The 14,334-nt window shown below is 65.7% G+C and carries 18 protein-coding genes; 10 read left to right on the forward strand and 8 right to left on the reverse strand.

Annotated features, from left to right (window positions below):
- Window positions 1-104: 104 nt before the first annotated feature.
- Window positions 105-3,785: a bifunctional DNA primase/polymerase gene (locus tag EK403_RS17800; protein ID WP_128778807.1), complete on the forward strand. Its 3,681-nt coding sequence runs from the start codon at window positions 105-107 to the stop codon at window positions 3,783-3,785.
- A 308-nt stretch (window positions 3,786-4,093) separates the two neighbouring features.
- On the opposite strand, the gene EK403_RS17805 is transcribed toward EK403_RS17800, so the two are convergent.
- The gene (locus tag EK403_RS17805; protein WP_128778808.1) at window positions 4,094-4,501 is read right to left on the reverse strand and encodes a hypothetical protein; all 408 of its coding nucleotides are present in this window, start codon (window positions 4,499-4,501) and stop codon (window positions 4,094-4,096) included.
- A gap of 652 nt (window positions 4,502-5,153) precedes the next feature.
- Here EK403_RS17805 and EK403_RS17810 point away from each other — a divergent pair.
- Window positions 5,154-6,161 carry a hypothetical protein gene (locus EK403_RS17810; RefSeq protein WP_128778809.1) on the forward strand — a complete coding sequence of 336 codons (1,008 nt, stop codon included), beginning with the start codon at window positions 5,154-5,156 and terminating at the stop codon, window positions 6,159-6,161.
- A 126-nt stretch (window positions 6,162-6,287) separates the two neighbouring features.
- Here the strand turns inward: EK403_RS17810 and EK403_RS17815 are convergent, their stop codons facing one another.
- From EK403_RS17815 to EK403_RS17835, 5 genes are all read right to left on the reverse strand, one after another.
- On the reverse strand, window positions 6,288-6,476 hold the full coding sequence (locus EK403_RS17815) for a hypothetical protein (RefSeq protein ID WP_128778810.1): 189 nt from the start codon (window positions 6,474-6,476) through the stop codon (window positions 6,288-6,290).
- Window positions 6,477-6,522: 46 nt separating this feature from the next.
- On the reverse strand, window positions 6,523-6,753 hold the full coding sequence (locus EK403_RS17820) for a hypothetical protein (protein ID WP_128778811.1): 231 nt from the start codon (window positions 6,751-6,753) through the stop codon (window positions 6,523-6,525).
- A gap of 52 nt (window positions 6,754-6,805) precedes the next feature.
- The gene (locus EK403_RS17825; protein WP_128778812.1) at window positions 6,806-7,036 is read right to left on the reverse strand and encodes a hypothetical protein; all 231 of its coding nucleotides are present in this window, start codon (window positions 7,034-7,036) and stop codon (window positions 6,806-6,808) included.
- Window positions 7,037-7,131: 95 nt separating this feature from the next.
- Window positions 7,132-7,401, reverse strand: coding sequence for a hypothetical protein (locus EK403_RS17830; protein ID WP_128778813.1), 270 nt, complete (start codon window positions 7,399-7,401; stop codon window positions 7,132-7,134).
- A gap of 8 nt (window positions 7,402-7,409) precedes the next feature.
- The gene (locus tag EK403_RS17835) at window positions 7,410-7,820 is read right to left on the reverse strand and encodes a hypothetical protein (RefSeq protein ID WP_128778814.1); all 411 of its coding nucleotides are present in this window, start codon (window positions 7,818-7,820) and stop codon (window positions 7,410-7,412) included.
- A gap of 100 nt (window positions 7,821-7,920) precedes the next feature.
- Here EK403_RS17835 and EK403_RS17840 point away from each other — a divergent pair, with 100 nt between their 5' ends.
- Window positions 7,921-8,154, forward strand: coding sequence for a hypothetical protein (locus tag EK403_RS17840; protein WP_128778815.1), 234 nt, complete (start codon window positions 7,921-7,923; stop codon window positions 8,152-8,154).
- Here the strand turns inward: EK403_RS17840 and EK403_RS17845 are convergent.
- On the reverse strand, window positions 8,151-8,345 hold the full coding sequence (locus EK403_RS17845; protein WP_128778816.1) for a hypothetical protein: 195 nt from the start codon (window positions 8,343-8,345) through the stop codon (window positions 8,151-8,153). The genes EK403_RS17840 and EK403_RS17845 overlap by 4 nt on opposite strands.
- A 478-nt stretch (window positions 8,346-8,823) precedes the next feature.
- Here EK403_RS17845 and EK403_RS17850 point away from each other — a divergent pair, with 478 nt between their 5' ends.
- The 4 genes from EK403_RS17850 to EK403_RS17865 all read left to right on the forward strand — a co-directional run bounded on the left by EK403_RS17850 (window position 8,824) and on the right by EK403_RS17865 (window position 10,506).
- Window positions 8,824-9,249, forward strand: coding sequence for a hypothetical protein (locus EK403_RS17850; RefSeq protein ID WP_128778817.1), 426 nt, complete (start codon window positions 8,824-8,826; stop codon window positions 9,247-9,249).
- Complete coding sequence (locus EK403_RS17855; protein WP_128778818.1) at window positions 9,246-9,752, forward strand: hypothetical protein; 507 nt, start codon at window positions 9,246-9,248, stop codon at window positions 9,750-9,752. The genes EK403_RS17850 and EK403_RS17855 overlap by 4 nt, the downstream gene beginning before the upstream one ends.
- On the forward strand, window positions 9,749-10,081 hold the full coding sequence (locus tag EK403_RS17860) for a hypothetical protein (RefSeq protein WP_128778819.1): 333 nt from the start codon (window positions 9,749-9,751) through the stop codon (window positions 10,079-10,081). The genes EK403_RS17855 and EK403_RS17860 overlap by 4 nt, the downstream gene beginning before the upstream one ends.
- 125 nt (window positions 10,082-10,206) lie before the next feature.
- A complete protein-coding gene (locus EK403_RS17865) occupies window positions 10,207-10,506 on the forward strand; it encodes a hypothetical protein (protein WP_128778820.1) in 300 nt (99 codons plus the stop codon).
- A gap of 446 nt (window positions 10,507-10,952) precedes the next feature.
- On the opposite strand, the gene EK403_RS17870 is transcribed toward EK403_RS17865, so the two are convergent.
- Window positions 10,953-11,132, reverse strand: coding sequence for a hypothetical protein (locus EK403_RS17870; protein WP_128778821.1), 180 nt, complete (start codon window positions 11,130-11,132; stop codon window positions 10,953-10,955).
- 541 nt (window positions 11,133-11,673) lie between these two features.
- Between EK403_RS17870 and EK403_RS17875 the strand changes: the two genes are divergently transcribed.
- From EK403_RS17875 to EK403_RS17885, 3 genes are all read left to right on the forward strand, one after another.
- Window positions 11,674-12,903 (forward strand): tyrosine-type recombinase/integrase, encoded by a 1,230-nt coding sequence (locus EK403_RS17875; RefSeq protein ID WP_245479773.1) that lies wholly within the window; start codon window positions 11,674-11,676, stop codon window positions 12,901-12,903.
- Between the two features lie 179 nt (window positions 12,904-13,082).
- Window positions 13,083-13,592 carry a methylated-DNA--[protein]-cysteine S-methyltransferase gene (locus EK403_RS17880; RefSeq protein ID WP_128778822.1) on the forward strand — a complete coding sequence of 170 codons (510 nt, stop codon included), beginning with the start codon at window positions 13,083-13,085 and terminating at the stop codon, window positions 13,590-13,592.
- A complete protein-coding gene (locus tag EK403_RS17885) occupies window positions 13,589-14,143 on the forward strand; it encodes a methylated-DNA--[protein]-cysteine S-methyltransferase (RefSeq protein ID WP_128778823.1) in 555 nt (184 codons plus the stop codon). The genes EK403_RS17880 and EK403_RS17885 overlap by 4 nt, the downstream gene beginning before the upstream one ends.
- Window positions 14,144-14,334 lie beyond the last annotated feature (191 nt).

A 14,334-nucleotide genomic window follows, 5' to 3' on the forward strand; every position in this document is an offset into this window, starting at 1 on the left:
ATCGCAGAGGCGCATCCGCGCCCGCGCAAGCAGACGTGCGCTTTGACCCGAGAGGCTGGGACGCCACTCCGGAGGCTGTCGCGGCGCGTGAGCAGGCTCAGCACATGATCCGCGTCCTCACGGACGTGCAGCGCGACGTCTACGTCAGCAACCGCTGGTTCTACAAAGACGTCGGCGTCCAGATGCACAATCTCGGCTGGCCGGTGTTCCCGCAGACGCGTGACAGAGACAGCCGTCGGCCGTTCCGCGCGCAGCCGTCCGAATATCGGGACGCACTTCCGTCGCGATGGAAGGTGGAGGAGTGGACCGCCAAGGCCGGGTACGAGCACAACCTTGCGCTGGCGCTTGGCGGCTCCTCGTCGCTCAGTGCGATCGCGATCGATGTCGATATCTCGGACGCGACCTTGTCGGCCGAAGTCATGCGGATCGTGTTCAAAACGCTCGGATTCACGCCGTTCGCGCGTATTGGTTCCTCGCCCAAGGTCGCTTTGGTCTACCGCTTGGACGAGCCAACCCGCCAGGGCGACGAGGCCTTCGCGACGATCGAGCTCCCCAAGGGAGAAGAGGGCAAGCGCGAGGTCGAGTTCCTTGGATTTGGTAAGGTCTTGACGCTCTACGGCTGGCATCATCGGTGGGGTTCGAAGATCGTCTGGTGGCGTGATCTCTCTGACGCACGTCCCGAGGATCTGCCGGTCATCACCCGCTCGCAGCTCCAGCGGCTTAGGTATGAGATCCAGCGCCGCTTCACCGACCTCTCGGTCGCGAAGATCGCTGCGGCGCCTGTGGAGCTTTCCGACGTCCGGATCGACAATGTCCGCCTGCCGTCGATGCCGAAGGCGGGCGAGAAGGCGAGGGAAGGCCGCGAGAGCCTCCTCCATGGCATCGTCTGGAACCTGGTTCGCGCCAATCCCTCGTCGAACTACGAGGAGGGCGACAAGGCGAGCCTGCTCAAGGCCGCGATCGCGACGTTCGGCGAGCATGCCGAGATGAGCGGGCGCTTCGGCGGGCAAGGGCTCGTGACCGAGATCACCGAGCGCCTCAACCGTTTCTGCCCGATGATGGAGCGAGGCGAGATCAGTCCGCTGCGCGGCTCAATGCCGACGCCGACATCGCCTGCTCCCAAGGCTCCTGCGGCGCCGGTTGTGGACCGTTTCCGCGACGAGAGCGGCGCGTTCTCGCGCCTCAACTCAAAGCCGTTCGTTTCCCCGGCGTGGAAAGGCATCCAGAAGGTCTTGGCCGTCGAAAAGTCTCCCGAGCAGGTCGCGAAGGACCGCGAGGAGCGCAAGCTCCTCACCCAGGATCAGCGCGAGGCCGGATACAAGCGGATCGGCCGCGCGATCGACAAGGTCAATGGCGACTTCTGGGAGGCCGTTCGCGACGCTTCCGAGAGCAAGCAGGGGTCAGAGCACGCAGTAATTCTGCGGGTGCCGCCGGGGTCGGGGAAGACCAGCCAGTCGGCGCGCTACGCCGCCCAGGCGGTCGACGTCATGAACACGCTGTTCGCCAAGCCGCTCGAGTACGGCTTCGTCGCCTTCATGCTCCCCGACTACAATGTGCTCGAGGAGGTCGTGGAGAAGGTCGCTGCGGTGTGCCGCGAGGACGGGTCTCCGCTCGCCGCCATCATTCGTCACAACCAGCCAATGCCGGATCTCACCGACCGCGTCGCCGTCATGGTGCCCGTCGGAAAGGGCCGTACAGCCTGCATGCGCAAGGCCGAGATGGAGGCGCTCGAGGCGGCGGACATCTCAGGCTCCGGCTTGTGCGAAGCCAATGTCGAGATTCCGTCTTACCGGCGCGCCGACAATGGACCGAAGACCGAGAGGATCCAGTGCACGTTCATGCTCGATGGCTGCGAGTTCTTCGAGCAGCACCGTCGCATCAAGCATGCGCAGATCGTCTTCATGGTCAGCCAGATGGAGACCGTCGCTGGCAAGTGGCTCTGGGAACGCTGCGTCGGTCGCATCGTGGACGAGGATACGACGACGAGCCTCGCCAAGAGCTACGTCAGCTTCGATGTGGACCGGGCGAACGCCGTCCGTCACGGACGCCCGACCAAGGCGCAGGCCGATGCCGGCTACGACGACGACTTCCCGACGATGGCGCGCGAGGCGCTGCTCCCGAAGATCGTCGCGGAGATCAAGGCCGGCCGCTGCCCGTCCTATTTCGTGAAGCACTGGCATGATGGCCTGAACACCGACGGACCGACGATGCTCGGGCTGGCGTTGTCGGCAGTGCGCCGCGACGACCCAAGCCAGCTCAAGATCCACCCGAAGATCTCGGCTGCAGACCTCCAGAAGATCATCGATGCCCCGAGAAAGTCGCCCGGCGCTTCGGCCGAGCGCGAGCTCCTGAAGATCGTTGAGGATCGTCTCGAGAGCTATGACCTGAACACCCCGCGCCGCCCACTGGACGCTCGCCTACAATACGTGCTCTCCGAGTATGCCGGCTCCGAATTCCGCGGACAAAAGCTGTGGGGCGTTCGCGTCTCCAAGCGCTTGAAGTCGAAGTTCACAGGCCACCCGCTGCTCGTCCTCGACGCCAGCGCGAGCAAGCGCCGGGTGGACAAGGTGTACAACGTGAACGCGAAGGTCGTGTCCGAGACCGTCGCGCCGCACTTGCGTGTTCTGATGGACCCGACCCGCACCTATTCTGTCGCCTCGTTCAAGCCCGGTCCGGACGCGCCGCCGGAGCAGATCAGGTCCGCGCGTCTCTTGATCGACAAGGTCCGCCGCATCATCGCCCTCGAGGCCGCTGAGCGCCCTTGGAGCCGCATCCTTGTCGTCCTCCCGAAGGCAATCGAAGAGGTGATCAACAGCCCGTTCTGGAGAGCTCCGGAGAACGTTTGCTGGCTGCATTACGGCGCTGTGCGCGGCCGCGATTTCGCGAAGGGTTACGCCTCGGTGATCACCGTCGGCCGCCAACAGATGGGCATCGGCTCGAACGACGCGAGCGCATGCGCTTTCGGCTGTGACGACATCAAGCCGATCACACCCTTCGACCTGCGCGGCGATGGTCTCACCGCCGATGAGAAGCCGCTTATGCGGCCGACGGTGGTGAAGACCTGGGCCATGCGGTCCGGCGAAGACGTCCAGGCCAGCGTTCCTTCGTTTGAGCTCGGGACGTTCCACCACGAGATCGACGACGCCGCACGCGAGCAGGAGGTCTACCAGGCCGCCTTCCGCCCCCGTCCGATCTACTCCGACGCCGCGAGCGCTCCGGCCCGCTGGATCTGCCTCGGACCGTGGGTGCCCTGCGATATCGTCGTGGACGCCATCCAGTCGCTCGACGTCATGATCGCCAATGCCGACCAGGCTGAGTCCGCCCGCGGCGCGGGCCTGCTCACCTACGGCGGCCTGTTCGAGCACCGGGACTCCAGCCTCAAGGGTCGCGAGCCTCTCCCGGCGCCGGACGTCCGCGGCGAGAACGAGGCGCTGCTCAAGGCAGCGCGGGAGGCTTTTCCGGATCGCACGGACGCCAAGGCCTTGGTCCTGCTCCGTCGCCGCAGGAAGCGGGTCGAGGACTGGGGCCCGTATCTTGCCCCCTGCGAGATCGAGATCGTCGCCACGGCCGACGAGGAGCGCGATCGCGCGGCGCTCAAGGCGATCTACGCGAGCATCGTGGCCGTCTTTGGGGACGAAAACGTTGCGCCGCTCGAAGAAAACCTAGGGCCGATCGCTGAGCCCGCTCGCCCTATGAACGAGGTTGTGGCACCCGCGACACCACCGTCGCCGCTGGTCCTAACCTGCAAGGTCAGGCGCGTGATGCCGATGTCGATCACGGCTTAGTCCTTGGGGCTGCGGAGAGCTCGGCTGAGATCCTGAGGTCGGTTGTGTCGGTCGCCATGCATTTAGGACGACGGCCAGCGCGGCGAACGTCCAGAACGAAAGAGCCCCGCGCGATCCAATGGACCGGCGGGGCGATGGCGCATGGTGGCGGAGCAGCGCGCGGGGCTCCTTGCCGAATCGAGGCTCCGGCCTGCCTGCTTCGCCCTGACAGACTGAGCGCTCTCGATTCTATCTGAACCGACGCATCGCACAAGAGTCCGCCCCGCATTTCCGGCGGAATTCATGCGAATTTTGGACCGTCGCCCCCGTTACTCCCTCACTCCGGCGCACGTGTCCCGAGACGTGACGCGGTCCGCAGTCCGAACGTTTCGGCGAGACGGCACCGGGCGCATGCGGGCCAGCACCGCAAGCCGCGCCTGCTCGGGATCGGCGCGGTCGAGGCGAGCCAGATGCGCGGCCGCGCGGGCGCCGATCTCGACGGCGGAGATGGGCTTGCCCATGGCGGCCGCGCGCGCCTGGGGATCAGCCCCGGCCTGGTCGATCGAGGCCGCCCAGATTTCGCGCAACGCCATCACGATCGCCCGGTCGGCCTGGCCCGACGACGGCCGGCGCGCCGCGGAGATGCGATCGCGATAGGCCTGAGAGCGCCTGCGATCGCTTTCCAGCCGCGCGGCGAAACGGTCCTCGAAATTGGTGGTCTGTCTGATCCGGCCCATCTGCGGTCTCCCTAGGATCTCACGACCCTATCGAGAGGCCCGGAAAGTCACAAAACGTGACGCGCGCACGTGGCGCGAACCGCAGTCCGATCGAGAGACAGCGCCGGCATCGCGCGAGAAACAGCGCCGGCATCGACAGCGTCCGCAGCCGGCATCGGGGATGAAATGCGCAGGGCCTCTGTCAGCCGCTTAAGGCCTTCAGACCTCCGCTCATGCATTCATGGCGAAGCCGCCCTCTCAGCGCGCCCAGGCTGGCCCTCATGACCATCCCGCTCGCCTCCGCTCCCCTTCACCTTCTCTTCCCGACATTCTTCCTCTTAAATCTTGGCCGAAGGCCCAGTCAGGCATCGGCTTCCAAAGAGGCAAGCATCGGCTTCCATGAGGAGGGGCGAAGCCCCGACCCAGCCATCTGGATTCTGACAGCTCCATGGGGGAGGCCGCAGGCCCGGAGCGGCAGCGTAGGGCCGTAGGCCGTCAGCCGGACGCAGCCGGAATCTCGCTGTTTGGAAGCCGCTTTCAGGCCATTTATCTGCTTTCTTATAACCCCACGGCTTTCGCTTGCAGCGTTCTCCAAGACGCCTGCATAATGAGGAATTAGCAAGAACGGTATACAGTGAGACGACAAAAAGTGCACGGATTTCGTTTAAGTCGTTTGAACCCGCAGCCGAGGTCGTACGAGCCCAAGCTGGAGCCCGATGAACAGCTCGAGCGGGCGATCCGATACGCCTATGGGGATGAGGCCGTCGAGCAGGCGTTGGAGCCAACCGCGCCTACGCAGGTTCGCAGGGGACGGCGCCGGCCGATCGCGCAGGGCAAGCTGGCTTCGACCATGGACGCCGGGCGTGCGTTCAAGGTCTCGGCGGTGGTGGCGGCGAACGTTGATTTTCCAGCGCTCGAGGGGGCGGACGCGCATCGCCTCTGGACGATCCTCTCCCTCTGCACGGACGCCGTCACGCGGATCCAGCTGCTCGACCTCGAGGCGGTCTGCGGGCGGCCGTTTCGTGACCTGGACGCGTTCAGGCGGTTGATCGAGGGCTCGATCGCCTATTGCCCGTTCCTTCCGGATCTCCAGGGCGTCCAGCTGGTCGAAAACATCGTGCTGGAGGAGGGCGAGCGGAACCGGGCCTTCGTGCGCGGCAAGAGCTCCGAGATCGAGGTCACGCTCAACCAGCGGGCGATGTGGGCGCTGAAGTCCAAGCCGACCGCCGAGATCAACGCGACCGCATGGAGGCATGTCACTGGCCGGCTGGCGGTGCGGCTCCTGGTCATGGCGGCGGGCGGAACGCGGCTGCAGAGCACGGACGCTCTGAGCCTGACGCTGGACGAGGCTGACATCGACCTCTACGCGCCGAACCTGGGTCGCCGGACCATGGCGCAGTTCGTCGGCGTCTACGTCAGGACCGCGATCGACACGCTTAAGACCCTGGAGCCGCAGGAGTTCGAATGGGGCTATTGGCCGATCCGCAAGGGCGCGGCGACGACCGGCGTGACAATCTACGCCTCTTCGAGCCGGTGGAAGGGCAGGAAGCGCCCGGCGACGGTGGCGGCCGCCCAAAACAAGGCCCAGAGATCCGCGGACGCAGCGTGGCGGAAACAGCGCCAAGAGCGTCTGGCGAAGGAGCGGGCCGAGCGGATAGCGGCGCGAAAGACGGCCTCTTGACTTTTCGAATCCAGGAGGTTACTGCTAAGCGGTAGCGCAGGCAGTAAACGGTCGTTTACTTCGCCGCCAGGACAGCAAAAAGCCCGCCCCGAAATCCGGTGGCGGGCTTTGTCGTGTCTGTGGCTCTCAGGGGAGCCGGTGAGGCAGGAACGTGACCCCGGCGCGCCGGGCGTAAACCTCCCGTATTATAAGCGCGAACTCGGAATCGAACTTGCGCGAGTGCCGCCTGCGCTGCAGCTCCTGGTACCAGGCCAGGACCAGGGCCTCGGCCGGCGAGGCGTCGGGGACGTAGCGAAGGTCTTTCTTCTTCTTCATCGGTCTCATCACCAGCCCCTGGATGACGGCGGGGCGCCCGTGTCGGTCAGGCTTTCTTGCGAGCGAGCGACTTCGCGACCTTGGCGAGGGCGTGGTCGATGGCCGCGCGATCGGACGTCAGGTCGTGGGCGGCGCGGATCGCGGCGATCGCCTCGACGGAGGCGGCCGAGAGCTGCAGGGCAACGGTCTTGCCGCCATTCTCCTGGGCTTTCGAGCGAACGCGGGCCTGCTTCTCAGCGAGGGTGAGTGGGGCGTCGCCAAGGGCGGTGCGGGGCATCTGATTGGGTCCTATTCATCCCCGCACACGCAGGGAACAGAGTTCTGCTCGATCAGAGCTGGGGGCCGTCCACGATGACGGCCTCGACGATGCGATCCACTTGGGAGGCGAACCCCAGGTCGTGGTCGCCCGGCAGGCCGGCGAGCCCGCTCTCGCGGGGGCGGGACACAACCTCGACGTCGTGCTCGGCGAGCGGGGAGACGAGCGCCTTCGCGAGGCTCTCGCAGGTCCAGCCCTCGAGGTCGTTGGCGTCGGCGTTGACGATGTAGGTAGGCTTGCTCATTTTCGGTCTCGGCCCCTGGGTTTCGGCGGGGCGCCCGTCATCGCGACTGCGATATAGTTACTAGTAGCTGAACAAGTGGACCGGGTCAAGCGAGATCAGAGGCCCGGACCGCTCATGACGAGCTCTGGATCGGCCGGCTCGCCTAGGCTCTCGTCGGGCTCCAGCCCCATCGCGGCGCGAGCGGCCGCCGGCCGGTCGGTCTCGATCCAGGCGCCCTGATCACGGAGCGCGCGGAAGGATTCGGCGGTCAGCTGCTCGGAGGCGTGCTTGAACAGAAGCACCCCGGAGCGCGGAGCCCCGGGGCGTGAGTTCGTCCAGCGGAGCGAGCGCGAAGGCTCGCCCGGCGTGTGCAATCGATATCCCATGAAGCCCCTTATGCCGCGACCAGATCGTCGGCGGTTGTGTACGGCTCGTGACCCCAGATGCACTCCTCGACGAGGTAGGCCCACTTGAGATCCTTCGCGAGCTGGTTCGCGAGGCCGCGCGCGATGAACTCCGCGTCGTCCCAGCACGTGTTGTAGTCGTATTCCGCGTTGTCCGAGCAGTGCTGGCGGACCTGGCGGGCTGCGTCCGTCATGCCGAGCTCGTCGAGGGTGCGGGCAGCGGACTGGAGCTCGAGGATACGGCCGGACAGGCGATCCATCTCATTGGCGATGTCGGCGTGACCGTTGAGACGGAAGGCGTCGGCGAGGCCGATGTCGGAGAAGAGGGACTGGACGAAGCCGTCGCTGGAGATGACGAGCTTGGCGAGTTCGATCTGGTTGCGGGTGAGCTTGGTGTGCATCGTGGTGGTCTCCTGGCCCCCTTTGATCCGGCGAGGCGTCCGGTAACGATCTATTAATTAGTGACTAGTAACCTTATGTCAAGCGACCTTTGGAGGTCTCATGCTCGGCTACGAAGAAACCGGTCTCATCCTCGGCATGGGCGACCGCATGAAGCGGGATGCGGCGGCCGCCCAGGCGGTGGTCGATCAGGTGGTCTCCCAGAGGAATGATGCGATCCGGCTGGCGAACCACAACTACTTAGAGTGGGAGAAGTCGCAGGCGGTGGTCGCCGAGCAGGCCGCCTACATCGCCCGCCTTGAGGCCATCGTCAGGCGCCAGGCCGGCTGCGCCTAACGCCGAAGAATGTTGGCGACGATCTCGTCGTCGGTGAGCGCGGCCGCGCGCGGGGCAGGGGCCGGGTTGACCGCCTGACGCCGGCGCGCCGGGTCGCCCTCCGCGATCGTCCGATCCAGATCGAGCTCCGAGATCCAGATCTTCGCCCAGGCCTCGGCGTCGATCCGCCGGAGGTCGCGCTCGGACCGCATCCGGACCAGCTCTGCCGCGACATGCGGTCGCAGGCCTTCGGGCAGTCTCTGGCCCCGTCCAGCGCGCCGCTCCTGGGCCCAAAAAGCGACCTTTTGAGCCTCCGTCTGAAGGATTGGCCTTCGAGCTTCCACGCCTCCAGGGGCTGGATAAGACGTTTTGAAGGGGGTCGAGCGCCTCAACCTGAATCTGTCGATCAAACCCATTTTAGCCTCCGTACGTGGCTCCTGGTGAACCACAGGCCCCAAAGATATGCCTCTGCACTATGAAAGTAACAAGCGAAGGTCGTTTGCGCATCGTAAGTCGAGGCCGCCGGATGCGTCCTCAGGGTGGCGAAATCCGATAGATCCGGACCCAGCGTTGCGGTCGTTTTGAGGGTTTGACGGTCCGTGGAGCGCGGCGAGGGTCAAATCATGGTTGCGGATACTTCGGACTGCGGCATTCTCTAAGCGTTGAATTTAACGCTTCTCGGATTCGTCCATGCTTCGCCGTCCGCCTGCCTATGTGCCGCCATCAGAGCCCCAGTCTATAGAGACGCCCGCGCCCGCCGCGCCGGCGGTCCAGAAGGTCTCCGAGACCCCGTGGGAACCGGCTCCGGCGTTGGAGCCCGGCCCGGTTCCGGCCCTCCCGACGGTGCGCCGCGTCCTGCCGGTCATTCCGCAGGGGCGCGCGGAGCATCTCGAGGACAGCCTTTGGCGCGTATTCGCGCTCGATCTGGTGTCGATGCTGGAACAGACGCCGGAGGCGCTCCAGGCGCTCGATCTCGGCGTCGGGCTGTCCGAGCGTTACGCGGCCGCGAACAAGGTTCTGGAGAGCCTCGAAGGTGACGTTGCGGACCGCGCGATCGCGGCGGGCAACTTCAAGGATTTGGTCGCGGCCGACCGCTACGCGAGGCGCGGCCAGTGAAGCGCTTCGATCACTTGCGCATCGCGGCGATGCGCGAAGCCGGCATGACGCATCAGGCGATCATGGCTGAGCTCGGCTGCTCGGCCGCGACGGTTGCCAAGGCGATCCGCGACACGGGCATCGCGCGCTCCTACTGCTCGGTGTCGAAATCGCTTGCAGAAAAGCTCGCCCTGCAGGGGCTGAGCGATCAGGAGATCGCCGACCAGACCAGACGCTCAGTGAGCACGATCCGTAAGGCCCTGAGCGGGTTGATCAACCGCCAGACGCTCCGGATCGATCGTCAGTGCGAGCTGGTCCGCCGCAAGCTCAAGCGCAGCCAGAACCTCGCCCATATCGGCGACATCCGCCTCATGGGTGGGAGCTGCAGCCCGGCGCCAAGTAACGGTCCTTCAGAAGTCGCGCCAACGGCCGGGGTCGTCGTGCGCAATTCCGCGCCCGCCACCCGATTCTACAACCGGGCCTTCCATTGGGACGACATCCCACTGTCAAGGAGCGCCGGATGAGCAACCGCGTCATCGTCTCCTGCCAGGTCCGCGGCGCCTTTGCCGGATACGGCGAGATCTGGACCGTTCAGATCTCGATCCGCGGTCGGGTTAGCCGAGAAAGCCGGGTTTTGCGCGGCATCGGCTGCGCGGACGCGCCCACCGTCGAGGAAGCCGAAGCCGAGGCCTGGGCTGACGCGATCTCCGACTTTTGCTCGGAGGCCCAGCGCGCCGGGCTTCTCGATGCAGAGATCGATTTCGAAGTGGAGGGCCCGGTTTTCGACTGGGTGACTGCGTCGCACGAGCTCAATCAGGCTTGGCGGGCGGCTGCGAAGGAGAAGCGCACATGACTATCACCGAACCCCGCATTCCAGTGTCTTCGACACTTACCTACCGACCCGCTCGCTCGACCAACTCCAGCGCCTGCGGATGATATTTGAGGCCGTGAGCGTCGCTTCGAGAAGCGTGCCGCCAAATGCCGAAGGGCTTCAAGATCTCGTCCCCGACGCATCGCAGGATCGTCGCTCTAAGGCGGGCAGGGCGGTCGCGCGTTCACATCGCGAAGGAGCTCGGCGTCAGCTACTCCATGGTCGTCAAGACGCTGATCGAGGCTGGCCTGGGCTCGCAGAACCGCCTGCCGGACGAGCCGGTCCTGCAGGAGTACCTCGAGGCCGGCATGAGCCAGGCCGAGATCGCGCGGACCTACGAGGTCTCCCCGGCGCTGGTCTCCAAGACCCTGAAGCGGGCGCGCGAGGCGCTTGAGCCGGCCTCCTGAGCCGCAGATCAATCTGATCCGCCCATAGGTCAGCGGCAGGTCAACGTGATCTGCGCGCGACCTATGGGTGACCTGCGCGTAACCTTCCCATAGGTTATGGGACCGAAAACTCCATGAGTAACAATCCCTTATGACGCTGATCCGGAAGCTGAGCGTGAGCGGCTCAGAGAGCTATGGCTGGCCGGCATTCGCACGGCGGCGATCGCCGAAAAAGACGGGACCAACATCCATGTCGTCCTCAGCCGGGCCGCGGCGCTGGGCCTTTCGACCCGGCGAAATCGCGGTCGAAAGGTCGTGCCAGGGTCAGCGGAGGACCGCCGTCTGCGAACGCTCGACGCCACGGTCGAACGCCTGACCCGGCTCCGAACGCCGATGGACGAGATCGCGATCAGGGCCGGCGTCAGCCAGCGGACCGTCTATAATCGGCAGCGACGCCTGGGCCTGCGTCAGCCCGGCCGGCGCCTGCCCTGATCGATCCCATCCAGGACGGCGATGTCGGCCTTGGTGTAGCCGTCGGTCGGCTCCGGAGCGGGCTCTTTGAGCAGACCGTGCTCCCTCAATTCGGCCTCTAACCGTTCAATCTCTTGGCCTGCGCCCTCTGTGGGGGAAATCGTTTTCGGGTCCATGATCGGCCTCCGAGCCCGAATTTTTGTGCACTTTAAGCCACAATTTCCGCGGTCACCCACCGATTGTATCCTAAATTGCGGGGTCGATCATCGGTTGGCGTGGTTAACCGGTAAGGATTGGCCGTTCGGAGCCCCGAACTTCCCCACGATTTTGACGAACTTCCCCAAGGTTTTCGACATAGGCATGGGGAAGTTCGTGGTGAAGTTTTCGATTTCACCCATAGCCGCAAGACTCTGCGAAACCTAGGATTTTGCCGCTTGATGCGGATGCAAAATCCGGCATGCTGAATCGCATGTACGCCGCATCTTCGATTCCTTTGCAGCAGCTCGCCGACGCGTTCGGCCCGGACCCGATCATCCCCCTCGATCGGGCGGCCGGGCTCCTGCGCATGTCGTCAAAGCAGTTGCGTGGACACTGTGCGGCGGGGAACATTCACTGGGTCAACACAGGGCTCGGGACCCAGCGGCAGAAGCGGTTCTTTCGCCTCGCCGACATCGCGGAGTTTCTCGAGCGCCAGTCACAGCAGGCGACGCACGCTCAATGTCGGTCTTCAAGCGTCCGGACAGCACGGGCTGGCACTACGAATTCGTCGTCCGTGGTGTCAGGCTTCGTGGAAAGGCGCCGTATGATGACAAGCGCCAAGCGGACGCCTGGCTGAAGGCCGAGAAGGCTCGCGTAAAGGCCGCCGCCGCCGACAAGGTCGCCGCGCCCTCCATGACGTTCGACGCCGCAGCGGACCGGTATTGGACCGAGGTCGGCCAGCACTCGAAGGAACGCGATCTCGCCGCCAACCTAGAGCGCCTCGTGCTCTGGGTCGGCCAGCGCACGCCGATCTCCGACATCAATAACGACCTCGTGGCGCGCCTCGTCGCCCGGCGCCGCGCCGACATCAAGACCAACGCGGCCGCCGGGATCGTGAAGGACGAAGAGGGCAGGCCGGTCCTCGTCTCTCCCTCGACCGTCAATCGCTCTGTCACCGCGCTCCTGCGCCGGATCATGACCCGCGCCCGCAAGGCCTGGGAGATCCCGCTCCGCGAGCCGGACTGGTCCCAGCACATGCTGAAGGAGCCCGAGGAGCGGGTGCGGGAGCTCGATTTCGCGGAAGAGGAGCGCCTGTTCGAGAGCCTGCGGCCGGACTACCGGCCGATCACGGCCTTCGTCCTGGTCGTGGGGCTCCGGCGTGAGACCGCCGTCACGCTGACCTGGAACCAGATCAAGTGGGCCGAGGGCCAGCTGCGGGTGAAGGGCAAGGGTGACAAGTGGCAGACCCTGCCGATCACGCCCGCGATCACTGAGATCCTGTGGCCGCTGTGGCAGAACCGCGACCCGTCGATCGAGCAGGTCTTCACCTACACCGCCGAGCGGACCCGCACCTGCGCGACCTCGAAGAAGCAGTTCGTGCGCGGCAAACGGTACGCCATCACTTACAGCGGCTGGGGGAACGAGCTCGCCCGCGCCTGCAAGGCGGCCGGCGTCGTCGACTTCAAGCTCCATGACACCCGGCACACGGCCGCGACCAGAACGCTCAGGGGCTCCAAAAACCTCGCCGCGGTCCAGAAGCTGCTCAACCATTCCGATGTCAAAACGACGATGAAATACGCTCACGTGCTGGTTGACGACGTCGCTGAAGCCCTGTCCACGAGCGCCCTTGACGTCGCCGCGCGCCGCGCGCGTTACGAGGAAGCGGCCGCAAAAATCCCCCACGGCACTCCCCACGGGACGAAGCGGATGCGGACTAACGGCCGAAAAAAAAAGCGTATTCGGCCGTAGAGTGACAATCTTCCAAGCTGAATACGAGGGTTCGATTCCCTTCACCCGCTCCATCCTTCCGGGACGCGCAGGCGCGATCGGCCGGATTTGAAGGCAAGAACCGAAGCGCGCCGCGCCGCGCCGGCGCTTAAAGCATCCGTCAACGGCCGAAAATGGACGGCCCTGAACGGAGACCTGTCATGACCCTCGCCCGCAAGCGCATGGCCTCGCCGGTCGGAGAGCTCTCGCTGGTCGCAAGCGAAACTGGCCTCGAGGCGATCCTCTGGCGGAACGACGACCCGAAGCGGGTCCGCCTCGGGCCGGTCGTCGACCGCGACGATCATCCTCTGTTGCTCGAGACCGAGCGGCAGTTGGCGGACTATTTCGCGGGGAATCGCCGGTCCTTCGAGCTCAACCTCGATCCGTCCGGCACGCCGTTCCAGCGCGGCCTCTGGAAAGCTCTGGCGGCGATCCCGTTCGGCGAGACGCGGAGCTACGGACAGCTCGCCGCCGAACTCGGAAACCCGAAGGCGGTCCGCGCCGTGGGGGCCGCGAATGGCCGCAACCCGATCTCGATCGTGGTCCCTTGCCATCGCGTGATCGGCGTCTCGGGTGACCTGACGGGCTTCGCGGGCGGCCTTGAAGCGAAGGCCTTTCTGCTGAAGCTCGAAGCGCGATCGGTCGGAGCCGGCGAACGGAGAGCCGCATGAGCGCGCTCCGCTTCGCCGTGTTCGAGACCGCGGGCGGCTTCTGCGGCGTCGTCTGGAGCGATGCGGGCGTCGCGCGGTTTCAGCTTCCGACCCGCAGCGCGGAGGCGACCGAGCGGCTGCTGCTGCGGCGGGCGCCGGACGCCGAACCCGGCCAGCCGCCGGCCGAGGTCGCGGCGGCGATCGAAGCCGTCCGGCGCTATTTCGAAGGCGAGGAGACGGATTTTTCCGACGTCGCGCTCGACCTCCGCGGCCAGGACCCGTTCTTCCGCCGCGTCTACGACGCCGCGCGAGGCGTCGGCTGGGGCCGCACGACCACCTATGGCGCGCTGGCGAAAGAGCTCGGCGAAGGCCCCGAGACCGCGCGCGAAATCGGGCAGGCGATGGCGAAAAACCCCGTCGCGCTCATCATTCCCTGCCACCGGGTGCTGGCGGCCGGCGGCAAGATCGGCGGCTTCTCGGCGCCCGGAGGAACGGCGTCGAAGTCCCGCATGCTTGCGCTCGAGGGCGTCCACGTCGAGACCGAGCCGAGCCAGAGCTCGCTGCCGCTCTAGGCGGTTTTTGGGCCGTCGGGCCGCGGCTGAACCAGCCTCGGGCCGGGCGCGTGCACAATAGGCTTGTGTAACGAGAGGAGACCGCCTAGAGCAGCGGCGCTCTAAGCCGGAACAGCGTCACCACGCAGGAAATCGCCGATGGCCAAGGAAAAGTTCGCGCGGACGAAGCCGCATTGCAACATTGGGACGAT

This window comes from Hansschlegelia zhihuaiae (assembly GCF_004103825.1).
Lineage (GTDB): Bacteria > Pseudomonadota > Alphaproteobacteria > Rhizobiales > Methylopilaceae > Methylopila > Methylopila zhihuaiae.